This is a genomic window from Curtobacterium sp. NPDC090217, assembly GCF_044746705.1.
Taxonomy (GTDB): domain Bacteria; phylum Actinomycetota; class Actinomycetes; order Actinomycetales; family Microbacteriaceae; genus Curtobacterium.
Genome location: NZ_JBIVCR010000002.1, coordinates 206,589 through 222,002 on the forward strand (window position 1 = coordinate 206,589; position 15,414 = coordinate 222,002).

Consider the following 15,414-nt stretch of genomic DNA (forward strand, 5'->3'; position numbering starts at 1 on the left):
AGCGACAGTGTTCGCCCGTATTCGGGCGGAAGGCTGTCGCTTTCGCGTGACCGGGACCGGGACCGACTCAGCGGCGGGCGCGGGCCCGCAAGGCGGCCAAGGCAACCGACGGGAGGCTCGCAGCCGCCAGTCCTGCCAGTGCGGTCCGCACGATGGTCGCCTCCGACACCGTGGCGAAGTCGGTCGCGGACGTCGCGACCACCGCGGCCACGACGGCACCGAGCGCCAACAGGACGGTCGTCCCGCCGAGCAGGACCGGGAGCCGAGGGTGGTGGTGGCGTCGCACCGCGGTGACGAGCGTCGCCCCGAACAGCAGCACGCCGGCACCGGCCGCCGACGCCCCGATGCCGGCGACGACGTTGACGGTGTCGAACGGGGTCCAGCCGCTCGCCGCCCCGGTCGAGTAGCGCGACGACGCGCCGTACTCGGCGACGGCCTGGTCGACCGTGACCCGTGCCGCGGCGGCGACCGCGAACGCCACGAGCGTGGCGATGGCGAGGACGACGACCCGGCGGTCGACGGACCGGCGGCGGGTGGGCTCGGGCGTGGGCACGCGCCAACGATAGGGGCGGGGCGGGGGCGACCACGGCCTCCAGTTCGGGGTGCGCGGAAAGCGGACGGCGACCCGAGCGAGGTCCGGGCCGGTCGGTTCGATCCGTGCTCCGCGCCCCAGTACGATGGCCGCATGAGCAGCCGCGGAGGGTACCTGACCGCCCTGACCTACGGAGCGGTCGGTGCGACGCAGGCGCCGGACCTCATGACCTACCCGCCGGAGGGCTTCGTCCCGGCGGAGTCGCGCTCGCGGATCGGCCACGGCGACCAGCGGTTCGAGACCGCGGTGACGCAGGCGCTGACGTGGCAGATCCAGGAGCGCAGCGGCATCCGCGTCCACGTGGAGGAAGCGCCGGACGACGACGAGGTCCGCTACAACCCGGTGACGTTCGACGAGCAGGGCGTCCCGATCGCGCCGGCCTCGATCGGCACTCCCCGGGTCGAGAAGTTCGCGCCGGACGGCACGCCGCTCGTCACCGCGGGGACCTCCGCCGTGCTGACGATGCACGCGTTCGGGCGGACGGTGCAGGCGCCGGTGCGGGTCGTGTCCGTGATCGACGAGCCCGACCGCAAGGGGTTCGCGTACGGCACGCTCGAGGGGCACCCGCTCTCCGGCGAGGAGTCGTTCGTGGTGGAGCGCACCGCCGACGGCTCGGTGTGGCTGCAGGTCCGACAGTTCTCCCAGCCGGCGAGCCGCAAGTGGCAGTTCGTCGCACCGCTCCTGCGTCGGCAGCAGCGCGTGATGGCCGAGAAGTACCTCGAGGCACTCCGCGGCGACTAGTCCTCGTCGACCGGCCGGAGCGGCGGCAACGCTGCGATCGCGTCCTCGATCAGCGCAGCGTCCGTGACGCAGTCGCGCGCGATCGCGACGGCGTTCGTGTGCCGCAGCGCGTCCACGTCGTAGACCCCGGTCGCGACGGCCAGGAACGGGATCCCCACCGCGTCGGCCGCTTCGCCGTCCCTGGGGGTGTCGCCGACGATGACGGCGCGGGTGCCGGCGAGTGCGGTGGCCGCGAGGGCGGTGACGCCCGCCCGCTCGATCTCCTCGTCGCCGAAGTACGAGTGCTCCCAGTCGAACGCGTCGACGTCGAACCCGGCGCCGAGCAGCTTCACGCGGGCCCGGTACGCGGAGTTGCCGGTCAGCAGGCCGTTGCGCCAGCCGATCTCGGCGAAGCGCGCGACCAACGCCGTGGCACCTGGTGCCGGCGTCCGGTGGTCGCCGGCGCGGTGTCGTTCCTCGGACAGATCGCGGAGGTGGCTGCTGACGGTCGGGATGACCCCGTCGTCGAGGTCGTGCGCGCGGACGTGCTCCGCGATGATGCCCGCGTCGGTGCGGCCGTGCTGGTGCCCGACGAGCTGGGGGAGGTCGCGCCCGATCGCCCGCTCGAGGGCCAGGTGGTAGAGGTTGCCCGGCGACGTCGCGTTGCGGACGAGGGTGCCGTCGATGTCCCACAGCACCGTGGTGGGGACGGGGTGGTGCTCCATGACTCCATCATGACGGACAATGGACTCCATGCCGAGTGCTCTGCCGATCGCCGACCCGGCCCCCGTGGACGGCCTGATCATCCCCGGGCCCGGCGCAGGTGACGTGCCGTTCGGCGTCTACGTGCACGTGCCGTTCTGCCGCGTCCGCTGCGGTTACTGCGACTTCAACACGTACACGGCCTCCGAGCTCAGCGGCGTCCGTCGTGACGACTACGCAGGACACGCCGTCCGCGAGATCCAGTGGGCCGCGCAGGTGCTCGACCGTTCGGGCGTGCCGCGTCGTCCGGTCTCGACGGTCTTCTTCGGCGGAGGGACGCCGACGATGCTGCCGGCGAGCGACCTCGCGATGGTCCTCCGCGCCATCGACGACACGTGGGGAATCCTGCCGGGGGCCGAGGTCACCACCGAGGCGAACCCGGACTCGGTCGATGCGGCTTCGCTCGAGACGCTCCGCGCCGGCGGGTTCAACCGGATGAGCTTCGGCATGCAGTCTGCGGTGCCGCACGTGCTCGCCACCCTCGACCGCACCCACGACCCGGAACGCGTGCCGCTCGTCGTCGACCTCGCGAAGCAGCTGGGACTCGACGTCTCGCTCGACCTCATCTACTCGACGCCGGGGGAGTCCCTCGACGACTGGCGCACCTCGCTCGACGCGGCGATCGCGTGCGAGCCCGACCACGTGTCGGCGTACTCGCTCATCGTCGAGGACGGCACCGCCATGGGCCGCGCGGTCAAGCGCGGTGAGCTGCCGGCGCCCGACGACGACGTCGCCGCGGACATGTACGAGCTCGCGGACCGGGTCCTCGGCGATGCCGGGTACGGCTGGTACGAGGTCTCGAACTGGGCGAAGGGCGACGAGCACGCCAGCCGCCACAACCTGTCGTACTGGAAGGGCCACGACTGGTGGGGTGTCGGCCCCGGCGCGCACTCGAGCGTGGCCGGCACGCGCTGGTGGAACGTCAAGCACCCGGCCGCGTACGCGAACCGGGTGCTCGCCGACGAGTCGCCGGCCGCCGGGCGCGAGACCCTGGACGACGAGACGCGGTACGTCGAGCGCGTGCTGCTCGCCACGCGCGTCCGCGGCGAGCTCCGGACGTCCGAACTCCGCCAGGAGGCTCGTGGCCGGGTCGCGGGGCTCATCGCCCGCGGTCTCGTGGACGGGCGTAGTGCCCTGGGGGCGCCCGGCACGCCGGGTCGCCTGGACCTGACGCTGCGGGGCCGCCTGCTCGCGGACGCCGTGGTCCGGGAGCTGCTCGACTAGCCCTGGTCCGTCAGTTCTTGAGGAACTCGATCGACAGCGGGTAGCGGTAGAAACGGCCCTGGTTCGCGGCGACGGCGGCCATGATGCCGAACACGATCGTCAGGACGCGGACCGCGAGGATGATCAGGATGCCGATGCCGAGCCAGCTGGTGATCACGCCGACCACGTCCGCGATCGCCATGGTGATCGAGAAGTTCAGCGCGACGCGGGTGTGCTCGCGGACGAACTGGCCACGGTCGCGCAGGACGAAGTACGCCACGAGCGGGGCGATGAAGCTGAAGAAGATCTGGCCGACGTGCGTGAGCGTGGCCCAGAGGCGCTGGTCCTCCGGCGTCATCGGCTGCGGCGGCTGGTAGTAGGGGCCGGGGCCCTGCGGTCCGCCGGGCTGCTGGCCCCAGGGTCCGCCCGGCTGTCCGTTGCCCGGCTGCTGTCCGTAGGTCATGCCGGAAGCGTAGCGATCCGATGTGGAGAAGTGTCGGGACGTCGGTGCACGGGCGTAGGATCAGCACTCGACACGTCCGAGTGCCAGCACGAATGGAAGGGGTCCGGGTTGGTCAGCGAACGCTCCCTCGAGGTCCTCAAGGCCATCGTGCGCGACTACGTCGCCTCGCGCGAGCCCGTCGGGTCGAAGACGATCGTCGAGCGCCACGCCTTCGGGGTCAGCGCCGCGACGATCCGCAACGACATGGCCCTGCTCGAGGACGAGCAGTTGATCATCGCGCCGCACACCTCGTCCGGGCGGGTGCCCACCGACAAGGGGTACCGCGTGTTCGTGGACCACCTCGCCGCCGCCCGTCCGCTCTCCAGCGCCCAGCGGCACGCCATCGAGACCTTCCTCGGCGCGTCCAACGACCTCGACGACGTCCTCGGCCGGACCGTCCGGCTGCTCAGTCAGCTGACGAACCAGGTCGCCCTCGTCCAGTACCCCTCGATGGTGCGGGCGCGGGTGCAGCACGTCGAGCTCGTCCGGTTGGGGGACTCCCGGCTGATGGTCGTGCTCATCACCGACACCGCCAGGGTCGAGCAGCGCGTCGTCGAGACCGACGTCGCGCTCGACGAATCCGCGCTCGTCGAACTCCGCACGGTGCTCAACGCGGCGACCGTCGGACTCCTGCTCCACGACGTCCCGACGGCGCTGCGGGAGATCCCCGCGCAGATCCGGCCGGAGTCGCAGACCCTCGCCGGCGTCGTCGTCGCGACCGTGATCGAACAGGTCGCGGCGAACCGGCAGGACCGCCTGGTGATGGCGGGCGCGGCGAACCTGGCGAAGAGCGAACAGGACTTCTCCGGCGGACTCTTCCCGGTGCTCGAAGCGATCGAGGAACAAGTGACCCTCCTCCGGTTGTTCGGGGAGATGCAGCTCGACGACGTGTCCGTCACCGCACGGATCGGCGTCGAGAACGCGGAGTACGGCCTCGACGCGACGAGCATCGTCGCCGGCGGGTACGTCGCCGCAGGTGGTGAGGTCGCCCGACTGGGCGTCCTCGGACCGACCCGCATGGACTACGGCTCCAACATGGCCGCGGTCCGCGCGGTCGCGCGGTACCTGTCCAGACTGCTCGGAGAGAATTGACGACCGCCGCAGTGCACGCCGACCGTGCCAGCCCGACCACAGCGGCGACGCGGGCCGACCGCGCGACGTGACCACGGCCTCCAGGCCGAACCGACCAGACGACCGACGAAACCAACTGAGGGATACGTGGCAGACCACTACGACGTCCTCGGTGTCCCGCGTGACGCGGCCGACGCCGACATCAAGAAGGCGTACCGACGCCTCGCGCGCGAGCTCCACCCGGACGTGAACCCGAGCCCGGACGCAGCCGAGCGCTTCAAGGACGTGACGCACGCGTACGACGTGCTGAGCGACCCCGAGCAGCGGAGACGGTACGACGCCGGCCCGCAGGCCGACAGCCCGTTCGGCGGTGGGGCCGGCGGCTTCAGCGACATCTTCGACGCCTTCTTCGGCGGCGGCGGGGGCGGCGGCCGGGGCACCGGTCCGCGCAGCCGTGCCGAACGGGGACAGGACGCCCTGCTCCGCATCGACGTCGACCTGGACGAGGTCGTCTTCGGCACGCACAAGGACGTCGAGGTCGACACGGCGGTCCTCTGCGAGACGTGCGGCGGTTCGTGCTGCGCTCCCGGCACGAGCCCGCGCACCTGCGACATCTGCGGTGGCTCCGGCCACATCCAGCGCCAGGTGCGGTCGCTCCTCGGCAACGTCGTGACGAGCGCCCCGTGCGGCACCTGCCGCGGCCACGGCACCGTCATCCCGAACCCGTGCCCGACCTGTCAGGGCCAGGGCCGCGTCCGCGCCCGTCGCACCATCCCGGTGGACGTCCCCGCCGGTGTCGACTCCGGTCTGCGCCTGCAGATGCCCGGTCAGGGCGAGGTCGGCCCGGCCGGCGGCCCGTCCGGCGACCTGTACCTCGAGATCCGCGTGCGCCACCACGACGTCTTCAGCCGTGACGGGGACGACCTCCTCGCCACGCTCGAGGTCTCGATGACCGACGCGGTGCTCGGCACCACGACGACGATCGACGGGCTCGACGGCCCGGTCGAGCTCGAGATCCGTCCTGGTCTGCAGAGCGCCGACGTACTCGTGCTGAAGGACCGCGGCGTCACGAAGCTCCGAGGGAACGGCCGTGGCGACCTCCGGGTCGGTGTGCAGGTCGTCACCCCGACGAAGCTGTCGCACAAGGAGCGTCAGCTCGTCGAGCAGCTCGCGAAGTCGCACAAGGCGTCGCCGCCGCAGCTCGCCCGGTTCCAGCAGGGGATGTTCGGCAAGCTCCGCGATCGCTTCTTCAACTTCTGATGGCGTCGCTCTACCTGGTCGAGTCGCTCGACGGTGTGGCCGTCGGCGGCTCGGTGACGCTCGACGGGGCCGAGGGCCGGCACGCCGTCACGGTGTCGCGGGTGCGGGTCGGGGAGACGCTGCGACTCTCGGACGGGCAGGGCACGGTCGTCGTCGGCGCGGTCTCGTCGCTCGGCCGCGACTCGCTGTCGCTGACGGTGTCGGACGTCCTGGTGTCGTCGCGCCCCGTGCCGTCGCTCACGCTCGTGCAGGCCCTCGCGAAGGGCGGCCGGGACGAGATGGCGGTGCAGGCGGCGACCGAGGTCGGCGTCGACCACGTCGTGCCGTGGTCCGCGGCACGCAGTGTCTCCCGGTGGGAGGGCGCGAAGGTCGCGAAGGGCCGTGCACGCTGGCAGGCGATCGCGCACGAAGCGGCGAAGCAGGCGATCCGGTCGTGGGTGCCGTCGGTGTCCGACCCGGTGACGACCGCAGCGCTCGCGGCGTCCGCGTCGTCGGCCGGTGTCGTGCTCCTCGTACTCGACCCGACCGCCACCGAACGGCTCGCCACGTGGGAGCCGCCTGCTGACGCGACGTCGATCTCACTGGTCGTCGGCCCCGAAGGCGGTATCGACGGGTCGGAACTCGACCGCTTGTCGGCTGCCGGTGCCGTCCGGGTCCGGCTCGGTGACACCGTGCTCCGGACGTCCACCGCGGGACCCGCCGCGTTGGCGGTGCTGCAGTCGCGGCTCGGCCGCTGGTGACCGGTGCGTTCTACGATGGACCGATGAGCAGCGTGTTCACCAAGATCATCGACCGTGAGATCCCCGCGACCGTCGTCGCCGAGGACGACCGAGTCATCGCGATCGAGGACATCGCCCCGAAGGCGCCCGTCCACGTGCTCGTGATCCCCAAGACCGAGGAGTACGCGAACGTGGCCGAACTCGCCGCAGGAGATCCGGATCTCCTCGCGCACGTGGTCGCCACCGCCCAGCGCATCGCCGACGAGCGCGCCGGCGGCCAGTTCCGACTCGTCTTCAACACCGGCGAAGCCGCCGGACAGACCGTGTTCCACGTGCACGCGCACGTACTCGCAGGCGACCTGCAGGAAGGCAACATTGCCAGCTGACGAAACCGCATCCGCCGAGACCGAAGCCGTCTCGGAACTCAGTGTCGACGGCATCGCCATGGTGCAGCTGCTCGGCCCGCAGGACCGGCTCCTCAAGACCGTGGAACGCCAGTACCCGGGTGTCCGGGTCCTGGTCCGCGGCAACGAGGTGACCCTGACCGGGCCGGATCGCGACGTCGCCCGCGCCCGCGCGCTCGTCGACGAGCTCGTGGGCATGGTCAAGCGCGGTCAGGACGTCGGGCAGGCCGACATCCCGACCTCGGCCCGCATCATCGACGAGCAGCGCAGCCCGTCCGACGTGTTCGGCACGCCGATCGTGTCGAGTCGCGGCAAGTCCGTGCGGCCGAAGACGGACGGCCAGCGTGCCTACGTCGACGCCATCGACGAGAACACGATCACGTTCGGCATCGGCCCGGCCGGCACCGGCAAGACGTACCTCGCGATGGCGAAGGCCGTGCAGGCCCTGCAGCGTCGCGAGGTCACGCGGATCATCCTCACCCGACCCGCGGTCGAAGCCGGCGAGCGGCTCGGGTTCCTCCCCGGCACGCTGACGGACAAGATCGACCCGTACCTGCGGCCGCTCTACGACGCGCTCAACGAGATGATGGACCCCGAGCTCGTCCCGAAGCTGCTCGCGGCCGGCACGGTCGAGGTTGCTCCGCTGGCGTACATGCGCGGGCGGACGCTCAACGACTCGTTCGTCGTGCTCGACGAGGCACAGAACACCACGCCGGAGCAGATGAAGATGTTCCTGACGCGTCTGGGCTTCGGCTCGAAGATGGTCGTCACCGGCGACATCACGCAGGTGGACCTGCCGGGGAACGTGTCGGGGCTCCGGCTCGTCACGCAGATCCTCTCCGAGGTGCAGGACATCCACTTCGCCCGGCTCGGCAGTGAGGACGTGGTCCGGCACACGCTCGTCGGCCGCATCGTGGACGCCTACACGGTCTACGACGAGCAGCGGCTCGCCGAACAGGCCGGGCACCGACCTGGAGGCCGTGGCACGGCCCCGGCAGGGAACCCAGCCGGTGCGAACCGCGCCGAGCGCCGTGGCCGGGTCCCGCAGGACCGCCAGACCAGCCCCTACCCCCAGAACGATCCTCGAGGAGGAACCCGGTGAGCATCGAGCTCAACAACGAGTCCGGTGTGCAGATCGACGACGACGCGGTCCAGCGTCTCGCGGCCTTCGCGCTCGACGCGCTGCACGTCCACGCCGACGCGGAGCTCGCCATCGTGCTCGTCGACGAGGGGGCGATGGAGCAGCTGCACGTCCGGTGGATGGACGAACCGGGCCCGACCGACGTGCTGAGCTTCCCGATGGACGAGCTCCGCCCCGGTACCGAGGACGACCCGACACCCGCCGGACTGCTCGGCGACATCGTGCTCTGCCCGCAGGTTGCCGAGTCGCAGGCGAAGACCGCCGGGCACTCCACGACCGACGAGCTCCTGCTCCTGACGTGCCACGGGATCCTCCACCTGCTCGGCTTCGACCACGCGGAGCCGGAGGAGAAGGCCGAGATGTTCGGGCTGCAGGGGGAGATCCTGACCGCCTTCGCCGCGCAGCGCCGGGGGCGGTGACCGCAGTGCTGCTCGTCGCCGTCCTGCTCGCGGTGGCGTTCGTGCTCGTCGTCCTCGGCGGGCTGCTCGCCGCGTCCGACGCCGCGCTCGGGGTGCTCTCCCGCGCTGATCTCGACGACATCGCCAGGGGCAGCAAGCGTCGCCGTGCCATCGAGGCGATCGGGGACGACGTCGGCGCCCACGTCAACGCGCTGAACTTCTTCCGGGTGCTCGCCGAGACGGCAGCGGCCGTGCTCGTCACCATCGCGCTGTTCTCGGTCCTCGACACGTGGTGGCTCGCGCTGTTCGTCTCCGCGGCGATCATGACCGCGGTGTCCTTCGTGCTCGTCGGGTCGAGCCCCCGCAGCGTCGGCCGAGCCCACGCGGACCGGCTCATCGGGGTCACCGGTGGGCTCGTGCACGCGGTACGCATCGTCCTCGGGCCGCTCGCCGGGCTGCTCGTGCTCATCGGCGACCGTGTCACGCCCGGGCGGAACGGCAGCACGTCGAGCGTGTCGAGTGAGGAGCAGCTCCTGTCGCTCGTGGACGAGGCCACCGAGAGCAACGTGCTCGAAGCGGACGACCGCGAGCTGATCCACTCGGTGTTCGAGTTCAGCGACACGCTCGTGCGCGAGGTCATGGTGCCGAGGACCGACATGGTCACGGCGGACGCAGCGGACACCGTGTCGACGGTGATGGAGGAGTTCCTCGCCGCCGGGGTGTCCCGCATGCCCGTGACCGGCCGGGACAGCGACGACGTCCTCGGCGTCGTCTACCTCCGCGACCTGGCGCGCGCCCTGTACGAGAACGAGAGCGCCGGCGGCCGGGTCGTGACCTCGTTGCTCCGGGCGGCCGAGTTCGTCCCGGAGTCGAAGCACGCCGACGAGACACTGCGGCACATGCAGGCCGCGAAGAACCACCTGGTCCTCGTGGTCGACGAGTACGGCGGCGTCGCGGGGCTCGTCACGATGGAGGACCTCATCGAGGAGCTCGTCGGTGACATCTCCGACGAGTACGACCGCACCGTGATCGACCGCGTCGAGGTCTCCGACGGCGTCTGGCGGATCTCCGCGCGGATGCCGATCGACGACCTCGGCGACCTCTTCGGCGTCGACCTCGACGACGACGACGTCGACACCGCCGGCGGCCTGCTCACCAAGGAACTCGGTCACCTGGCGACCGCCGGCGAGTCCGTCACCGTGTCCGGCGTCGTGCTGACGGCGGACCGCGTCGAGGGCAAGCGCCGACACCTCATCTCCGTGCTCGCCGAACGCACCGACGCCCTCGCCGGCGCGGAGCAGGCGTTCGACGGCACCGCACCCACCACGACGGGATCCACCTCAGCATGAGCGACACCGACAGCACCCCCACCTTCCGAGCCGGCTTCGTCTCGTTCGTCGGACGACCGAACGTCGGCAAGTCGACGCTGACCAACGCGCTCGTCGGGCAGAAGGTCGCGATCACGTCGTCCAAGCCCCAGACGACGCGCCGGGCGATCCGCGGCATCGTGCACCGACCCGACGGGCAGGTCATCATCGTCGACACGCCGGGTGTGCACCGGCCGAGGACCCTGCTCGGCGAACGGTTGAACGACCTGGTGCAGTCCACGCTCGCCGACGTCGACGTCATCGGGTTCTGCGTGCCGGCGAACGAGCCGATCGGGCCCGGCGACAAGTTCATCAACGAGACGCTCGACCACTTCCCCCGTGCGAAGAAGATCGCGATCGTGACGAAGGTCGACCGCGCGGGCAAGGAGAAGATCGCCGAGCAGCTCATCGCGGTCTCGCAGCTCCGCGAGTGGGACGCGATCGTCCCGACGTCGGGGACCGAGGGGACCCAGCTGGAGGCTCTGCTCGGCGAGATCACCAAGCTGCTGCCGGAGTCGCCGGCGCTCTACGACGCCGAGGCCGTCACCGAGGAGACGAGCGAGGACCGCATCGCCGAGCTCATCCGCGAGGCCGCGCTCGAGGGCGTCCGTGACGAGCTCCCGCACTCGCTCGCGGTGCTGATCGAGGACATGGTCGAGCCGGACCCCGACGACGACCCGAACGGACCGCTGCGCATCTTCGCGAACCTGTTCGTCGAGCGCGACAGCCAGAAGTCGATCGTGATCGGGCACAAGGGCGAACGGCTGAAGGACGTCGGTTCCCGGGCACGTGCCGAGATCGAGTCGCTGCTCGGCGGACGGCACGTCTACCTGAACATCCGCGTGAAGGTCGCGAAGGAGTGGCAGCGCGACCCGAAGCAGCTCGGCCGACTCGGGTTCTGACGCGGGTCATTCCGTGGATTGACGCGCACGAGGGCGCGCAGCCGTAGCGTGGACGGGTGTTCCGTCCCATGCTGCGCGCCCAGATCGTCGTCGACCTCGTGGTCGCCGGCGTCCTCGGCGTGCTCGTCGCGGTCACGTCGACTCGGGGGATCGACGGACCGCTCGCCTACCTGACCGTTCTCGGCCTGACGGTGGCGCTCGCGCTCAGGCGGCTCTCGCCGGGCCTCGCGCTGACCGTCGCGTGGGTCACAGCGGTCTTCCAGATGGTGACGGGGCAGAACCCGGACGGTGCCGACGCGTTCATCGCCGCGATCGTCTACACGACGAGCGCGTACGGCAGCCGACGCGTCCGCTTGGCGGGACTCGTCTCGGCGATCGGCGGCGCGGTCACGGCCGCCGTGTACGTCGGCGCGAAGGACTACGCCCAACGGTTGACCATCGACACCGCGACGACACCGGCGCGCGAGTCGATGCAGGTCACGATCGCGTACTTCGTGGTCATCCTCGCGCTGCTCCTGCTGCCGTGGCTCGCCGGCGTCGTCGTGCGGACCCGTCGAGCCGCACGGATGAGTCGTGAGGCCCTGCTCCTCGCCGAACGCGACGCGGCCCGCGCGGACCGTGCGGTCGCCGTCGAGCAGGAGCGGGTGCGGATCGCACGCGACATGCACGACATCGTGGCGCACTCCCTCGCAGTCGTGATCGCGCAGGCGGACGGTGCCCGGTACGCACTGAAGGCCGATCCAGCCGTTGCCGACCAGGCACTCAGCACGATCTCCGGGACCGCCAGGCGGGCACTCGGCGACGTGCGGGAGCTGCTCGGCGCCCTCCGGCACGAGCAGGGCACCGCGCCGACCCCGGACATCGACGACATCGAGCTCCTCGTGACGGAGATGCGTGCCGTCGGCCTCGACGTCCGGGTCGAACGCAACGGTGACGCCACCACGCTGCCGACCACCACCCAGCTCGCCGTCTACCGCATCGTCCAGGAGAGCCTGACGAACGCGTACAAGCACGGCGAGCACGGCACCCCGGTGCACGCCACCCTGACGTACCGCCCGGACACCGTCGAGATCGACGTGATCAACCGCCGCGCTGACCACGGGCACGCGGGACCGGGGACCGGACACGGGCTCGTCGGCATGCGGGAGCGTGCCACGATGTCCGGGGGCAGCATGACCGCTGGACCCCGCGGCGACGACTTCGCCGTCGCGGTCCGGATGCCGGCGCACCCCGCGAGCGGGCAGATGCCGCGGGGGCTCGTCACGACGAGGCAGCCGACGGACCACACCACCGACCAGGAGCACACAGGACGATGACCGACACCCCGATCCGCGTCGCGCTCGTCGACGACCAGGCCCTGTTCCGCACCGGGATCCGGATGCTCATCGACTCGCAGCCGGACCTCCGGTTCGTGGGAGAGGCCGGCGACGGTGCCGCCGGTGTCGAACTCGTCCGCACGGGGCGCCCGGACGTGGTGCTCATGGACGTCAGGATGCCGGTCATGGACGGGATCACGGCGACCGCGAAGATCGTCGAGGACGGCGGGACGGACGGCGCGAAGGTCCTGGTGCTCACGACCTTCGACTTCGACGAGGCCGCGGCGAAGGCGATCCGTGCCGGCGCGAGCGGGTTCGTGCTGAAGGACGCCGACCCGGAGTTCCTGCTCGCGGCGATCCGGACGGTGCACGCGGGGACGGCCGTGTTCGCGGCCTCGGCGACCCGTGAACTCCTCCGACGGTACGACGACGCGCAGGAGCAGGCGGCGAACGTCCCGGCTGCGTTCGCCGAACTGACGCCCCGGGAACGGGAGATCTTCGACCTCGCGGCCAGGGGATTCAGCAACAGCGAGATCGCCCAGCACGAGTTCGTCAGCGAGGCGACGGTGAAGACCCACATCTCACGGGTGCTCACGAAGCTCGAACTGCGGGACCGTGTGCGGCTCGTGGTCTTCGCGCACCAGCACGGGCTCGTCACGAAGGACTGACGATCGGGTACCGCGCGCAGCGCCCGGCGCCGCACGGTGTCATCCGGTGGGATGACCCGTCCACAGCGAACCGAGTCGAGCGGACGATCCACGGGAGCCGACGGACCGACGCCGACCGGGCCTCCTGATCGTCAAGGTGGATGCATGACCACCAGCCACGCACCGATCATCCGCCTCGACCACGTGTCCAAGCACTACGGCGACGCCGCGCGCCGCGTCACGGCGCTCGACGACGTCAGCGTCGACATCGGCGCCGGCGAGTTCACCGCGGTGATGGGCCCGTCGGGCTCCGGCAAGTCCACGCTCATGCACGTCGCAGCCGGCCTCGACACGGTGTCCGGCGGGCACATCCAGATCGACGGCACCGACATCACGCAGCTCGGCGACAAGGAGCTCACCGAACTCCGTCGACGTCGACTCGGGTTCGTGTTCCAGTCGTTCAACCTCGTCCCGACGCTCGACGTCGCCGAGAACATCCGGCTGCCGTTCCTGCTCGGCGGGCACAAGCCATCAGCGGAAGAATCCGCGTGGATCGACCGGCTCGTCGAGATGCTCGGACTCGGCAACCGTCTGACACACCGGCCGCACCAGCTGTCCGGTGGTCAGCAGCAGCGGGTCGCGATCGCACGCGCGCTGGCATCGCGTCCGGCGGTGGTCGTCGCCGACGAACCGACCGGCGCACTCGACTCCCGAACCGGGCGTGACGTGCTCGGCATCCTCCGCGGTGCCGTCGCCGAGTGGGGGCAGAGCGTCGTCATGGTGACCCACGACCCGGTCGCCGCCGCCAACGCCGACCGCATCCTCTTCCTCGCGGACGGGCGCATCGTCGGGGACCGCCCGGCGATGAGCGCCGCGGACATCTCGACCACCATGCTGGGGATGGAGGCAGCAGCGTGAACGCCCTCCGCGACTTCTCGCCCACCGTCCTGGTCGCCGCGCTCGGCACCACGTTCGGCTCCGCCCTGGTCATCGCACCCGGCATCGTCACCCAGGCGCTGACGGCCGCCGGCCTCTCCGACCTCGGCCCGATCAAGGCGATCCTGGACGTGATCGGCTGGCTGTTCCTCGGCATCGCACTGTACGTCGGGGCGATCGTCACGGCGAACACCTGCGCAACGCTCATCGCCGGGCAGACGCGGGTCCTCGCGCTCCAGCGCCTGGTCGGTGCCACCGGCGCGACGCTCCGGTCCCGCATCACCCGGGCGGGACTCGTCGTCGGTGTCGTGGGCGGACTCGTCGGTGCGGTCGTCGGCACCGGGCTCTCCGCGCTCTTCGTCGCCGTCCTCCGGGGTAACGGGTTCCTGCCCGACACGTCGTACACGCTCATCCCGTGGCAGCTCGTGCTGCCGATCGTCGCGGTCGTGCTGGCGACATGGGGCGCGTTCGCGGTGGGGTCCCGTCGAGTCGTGACGGTCACGCCACTCCAGGCGCTGTCCTCGAGCGTCGAGCCGAGCCACGACGACGTCCGGTCCGGCACGGCACGCAAGGTCTGGTCGATCCTGCTGATCGCCGGCGGTGGAGCGCTGATGCTCGTCGGGCTCGCCGTGAGCAGCGCATCGCCCCTCGCGGTCCTCCCGGCTGCACTCGGCGGGTTCGTGTCGTTCGCCGGGATCGCCGTCGGCGCCACCATCGTGATGCCGCCCGTCCTGTCGCTGATCGGGCGCATCGGTGCCAAGGACCCGGTGGTGCTGCTCGCCGGCCGGAACGCGATGCGTGCGCCGGGGCGGTCGTCCCGGGCGACCATCGGGCTCGTGATCGGTGTCACCCTGCTCGTCACCTTCGCCGTCGCGCTCGGGATGATGCAGCAGGTGCTCGAAGCACAGCTCCGCGGGCAGCTCCAGGGCGGGAGCCCTGAGCAGCTGCAGGGCATGCGCGACTTCTTCGTCCAGGTGAACGGCGTCGTCAGCGTCATCGTCGGCTTCTCCGCGGTGATCGCCGCGGTGGGTGTCGTCAACGCGCTCGCGCTCGGCGTGCTGCAGCGGCGGCGAGAACTCGGGCTGCTGCGCGTGCTCGGGCTGACCGGTGCGCAGGTGCGTCGGATGATCGTGACCGAAGCCGTACAGATGGTCGTCGCGGCCGTCCTCACCGGGCTCGTGCTCGGGACGTTCTACGGATGGGTCGGCGGGCAGACGCTGCTCGGGTCGCTCGGTGACCCTGTCGGCCCGGTGCTCCCGCCGACCACGATCGTCATCGTGGTGGCTGGTGCGCTCGTCCTCGCGGTGGTCGCCACCGTCGCTCCGGTCCGGCGCGCGATGCGCGTCCCGCCGACCGAGGCGCTCGCGGTCGACTGACGGTGGCGGTGGTGCGGAACCGACGCGTCACACGAGGCGGACCGGTGCTACGGTGAGGGAGCTATGTACTCGGCGCTCCTCCTCCTTCGCTGCCGCGA

At 71.1% G+C, this 15,414-nt stretch carries 17 protein-coding genes; 14 read left to right on the top strand and 3 right to left on the bottom strand.

Going from position 1 to position 15,414, the window contains the following annotated elements:
* Positions 1 to 67: 67 nt before the first annotated feature.
* A complete protein-coding gene (locus ACIPJ2_RS08625; protein ID WP_402728469.1) occupies positions 68 to 553 on the bottom strand; it encodes a hypothetical protein in 486 nt (161 codons plus the stop codon).
* A 132-nt stretch (positions 554 to 685) separates the two neighbouring features.
* On the opposite strand from ACIPJ2_RS08625, the gene ACIPJ2_RS08630 reads away from it, so the two are divergent.
* Complete coding sequence (locus ACIPJ2_RS08630) at positions 686 to 1,333, top strand: DUF1990 family protein (protein ID WP_402728470.1); 648 nt, start codon at positions 686 to 688, stop codon at positions 1,331 to 1,333.
* Here ACIPJ2_RS08630 and ACIPJ2_RS08635 read toward each other — a convergent pair.
* Complete coding sequence (locus ACIPJ2_RS08635; protein WP_402728471.1) at positions 1,330 to 2,037, bottom strand: HAD family hydrolase; 708 nt, start codon at positions 2,035 to 2,037, stop codon at positions 1,330 to 1,332. The two genes, ACIPJ2_RS08630 and ACIPJ2_RS08635, sit on opposite strands and share 4 nt — an antisense overlap.
* 28 nt (positions 2,038 to 2,065) lie before the next feature.
* Between ACIPJ2_RS08635 and hemW the strand changes: the two genes are divergently transcribed.
* Positions 2,066 to 3,298 (top strand): radical SAM family heme chaperone HemW, encoded by a 1,233-nt coding sequence (gene hemW, locus ACIPJ2_RS08640; RefSeq protein ID WP_402728472.1) that lies wholly within the window; start codon positions 2,066 to 2,068, stop codon positions 3,296 to 3,298.
* 10 nt (positions 3,299 to 3,308) lie between these two features.
* Here hemW and ACIPJ2_RS08645 read toward each other — a convergent pair whose 3' ends face one another.
* Positions 3,309 to 3,740, bottom strand: coding sequence for a DUF4870 domain-containing protein (locus ACIPJ2_RS08645; RefSeq protein WP_402728473.1), 432 nt, complete (start codon positions 3,738 to 3,740; stop codon positions 3,309 to 3,311).
* Between the two features lie 108 nt (positions 3,741 to 3,848).
* On the opposite strand from ACIPJ2_RS08645, the gene hrcA reads away from it, so the two are divergent.
* The 12 genes from hrcA to ACIPJ2_RS08705 all read left to right on the top strand — a co-directional run bounded on the left by hrcA (position 3,849) and on the right by ACIPJ2_RS08705 (position 15,316).
* Entirely contained in the window at positions 3,849 to 4,871 is a 1,023-nt protein-coding gene (gene hrcA / locus ACIPJ2_RS08650; RefSeq protein ID WP_402728474.1) for a heat-inducible transcriptional repressor HrcA, read from the top strand.
* Between the two features lie 126 nt (positions 4,872 to 4,997).
* Complete coding sequence (gene dnaJ, locus ACIPJ2_RS08655; RefSeq protein ID WP_402728475.1) at positions 4,998 to 6,110, top strand: molecular chaperone DnaJ; 1,113 nt, start codon at positions 4,998 to 5,000, stop codon at positions 6,108 to 6,110.
* A complete protein-coding gene (locus ACIPJ2_RS08660) occupies positions 6,110 to 6,850 on the top strand; it encodes a 16S rRNA (uracil(1498)-N(3))-methyltransferase (protein ID WP_402728476.1) in 741 nt (246 codons plus the stop codon). Before dnaJ ends, ACIPJ2_RS08660 begins: the two co-directional genes overlap by 1 nt.
* A 23-nt stretch (positions 6,851 to 6,873) precedes the next feature.
* Complete coding sequence (locus ACIPJ2_RS08665; protein WP_281264236.1) at positions 6,874 to 7,215, top strand: histidine triad nucleotide-binding protein; 342 nt, start codon at positions 6,874 to 6,876, stop codon at positions 7,213 to 7,215.
* Positions 7,205 to 8,335: a PhoH family protein gene (locus tag ACIPJ2_RS08670; protein WP_402728477.1), complete on the top strand. Its 1,131-nt coding sequence runs from the start codon at positions 7,205 to 7,207 to the stop codon at positions 8,333 to 8,335. Before ACIPJ2_RS08665 ends, ACIPJ2_RS08670 begins: the two co-directional genes overlap by 11 nt.
* Entirely contained in the window at positions 8,332 to 8,793 is a 462-nt protein-coding gene (gene ybeY, locus ACIPJ2_RS08675) for an rRNA maturation RNase YbeY (RefSeq protein WP_402728478.1), read from the top strand. The genes ACIPJ2_RS08670 and ybeY overlap by 4 nt, the downstream gene beginning before the upstream one ends.
* Positions 8,790 to 10,121 (top strand): hemolysin family protein, encoded by a 1,332-nt coding sequence (locus ACIPJ2_RS08680; RefSeq protein ID WP_402728479.1) that lies wholly within the window; start codon positions 8,790 to 8,792, stop codon positions 10,119 to 10,121. The genes ybeY and ACIPJ2_RS08680 overlap by 4 nt, the downstream gene beginning before the upstream one ends.
* Positions 10,118 to 11,041, top strand: coding sequence for a GTPase Era (era, locus tag ACIPJ2_RS08685; RefSeq protein ID WP_281264239.1), 924 nt, complete (start codon positions 10,118 to 10,120; stop codon positions 11,039 to 11,041). Before ACIPJ2_RS08680 ends, era begins: the two co-directional genes overlap by 4 nt.
* A gap of 56 nt (positions 11,042 to 11,097) precedes the next feature.
* Positions 11,098 to 12,357, top strand: coding sequence for a sensor histidine kinase (locus ACIPJ2_RS08690; protein WP_281264240.1), 1,260 nt, complete (start codon positions 11,098 to 11,100; stop codon positions 12,355 to 12,357).
* The gene (locus ACIPJ2_RS08695) at positions 12,354 to 13,025 is read left to right on the top strand and encodes a response regulator (protein WP_402728480.1); all 672 of its coding nucleotides are present in this window, start codon (positions 12,354 to 12,356) and stop codon (positions 13,023 to 13,025) included. The genes ACIPJ2_RS08690 and ACIPJ2_RS08695 overlap by 4 nt, the downstream gene beginning before the upstream one ends.
* Before the next feature lie 144 nt (positions 13,026 to 13,169).
* Entirely contained in the window at positions 13,170 to 13,922 is a 753-nt protein-coding gene (locus ACIPJ2_RS08700) for an ABC transporter ATP-binding protein (protein ID WP_281264242.1), read from the top strand.
* Positions 13,919 to 15,316, top strand: a complete 1,398-nt coding sequence (locus tag ACIPJ2_RS08705) for an ABC transporter permease (protein ID WP_402728481.1) — start codon at positions 13,919 to 13,921, stop codon at positions 15,314 to 15,316. The genes ACIPJ2_RS08700 and ACIPJ2_RS08705 overlap by 4 nt, the downstream gene beginning before the upstream one ends.
* The last annotated feature ends 98 nt before the right edge of the window (positions 15,317 to 15,414 follow it).

Coding starts and splice junctions, on each gene's coding strand:
- ACIPJ2_RS08630 (WP_402728470.1), top strand. CDS start 686: ATGAGCAGCCGCGGAGGGTACCTGACCGCCCTGACCTACGGAGCGGTC.
- ACIPJ2_RS08635 (WP_402728471.1), bottom strand. CDS start 2,037: ATGGAGCACCACCCCGTCCCCACCACGGTGCTGTGGGACATCGACGGC.
- hemW (WP_402728472.1), top strand. CDS start 2,066: ATGCCGAGTGCTCTGCCGATCGCCGACCCGGCCCCCGTGGACGGCCTG.
- ACIPJ2_RS08645 (WP_402728473.1), bottom strand. CDS start 3,740: ATGACCTACGGACAGCAGCCGGGCAACGGACAGCCGGGCGGACCCTGG.
- ACIPJ2_RS08660 (WP_402728476.1), top strand. CDS start 6,110: ATGGCGTCGCTCTACCTGGTCGAGTCGCTCGACGGTGTGGCCGTCGGC.
- ACIPJ2_RS08665 (WP_281264236.1), top strand. CDS start 6,874: ATGAGCAGCGTGTTCACCAAGATCATCGACCGTGAGATCCCCGCGACC.
- era (WP_281264239.1), top strand. CDS start 10,118: ATGAGCGACACCGACAGCACCCCCACCTTCCGAGCCGGCTTCGTCTCG.
- ACIPJ2_RS08695 (WP_402728480.1), top strand. CDS start 12,354: ATGACCGACACCCCGATCCGCGTCGCGCTCGTCGACGACCAGGCCCTG.
- ACIPJ2_RS08700 (WP_281264242.1), top strand. CDS start 13,170: ATGACCACCAGCCACGCACCGATCATCCGCCTCGACCACGTGTCCAAG.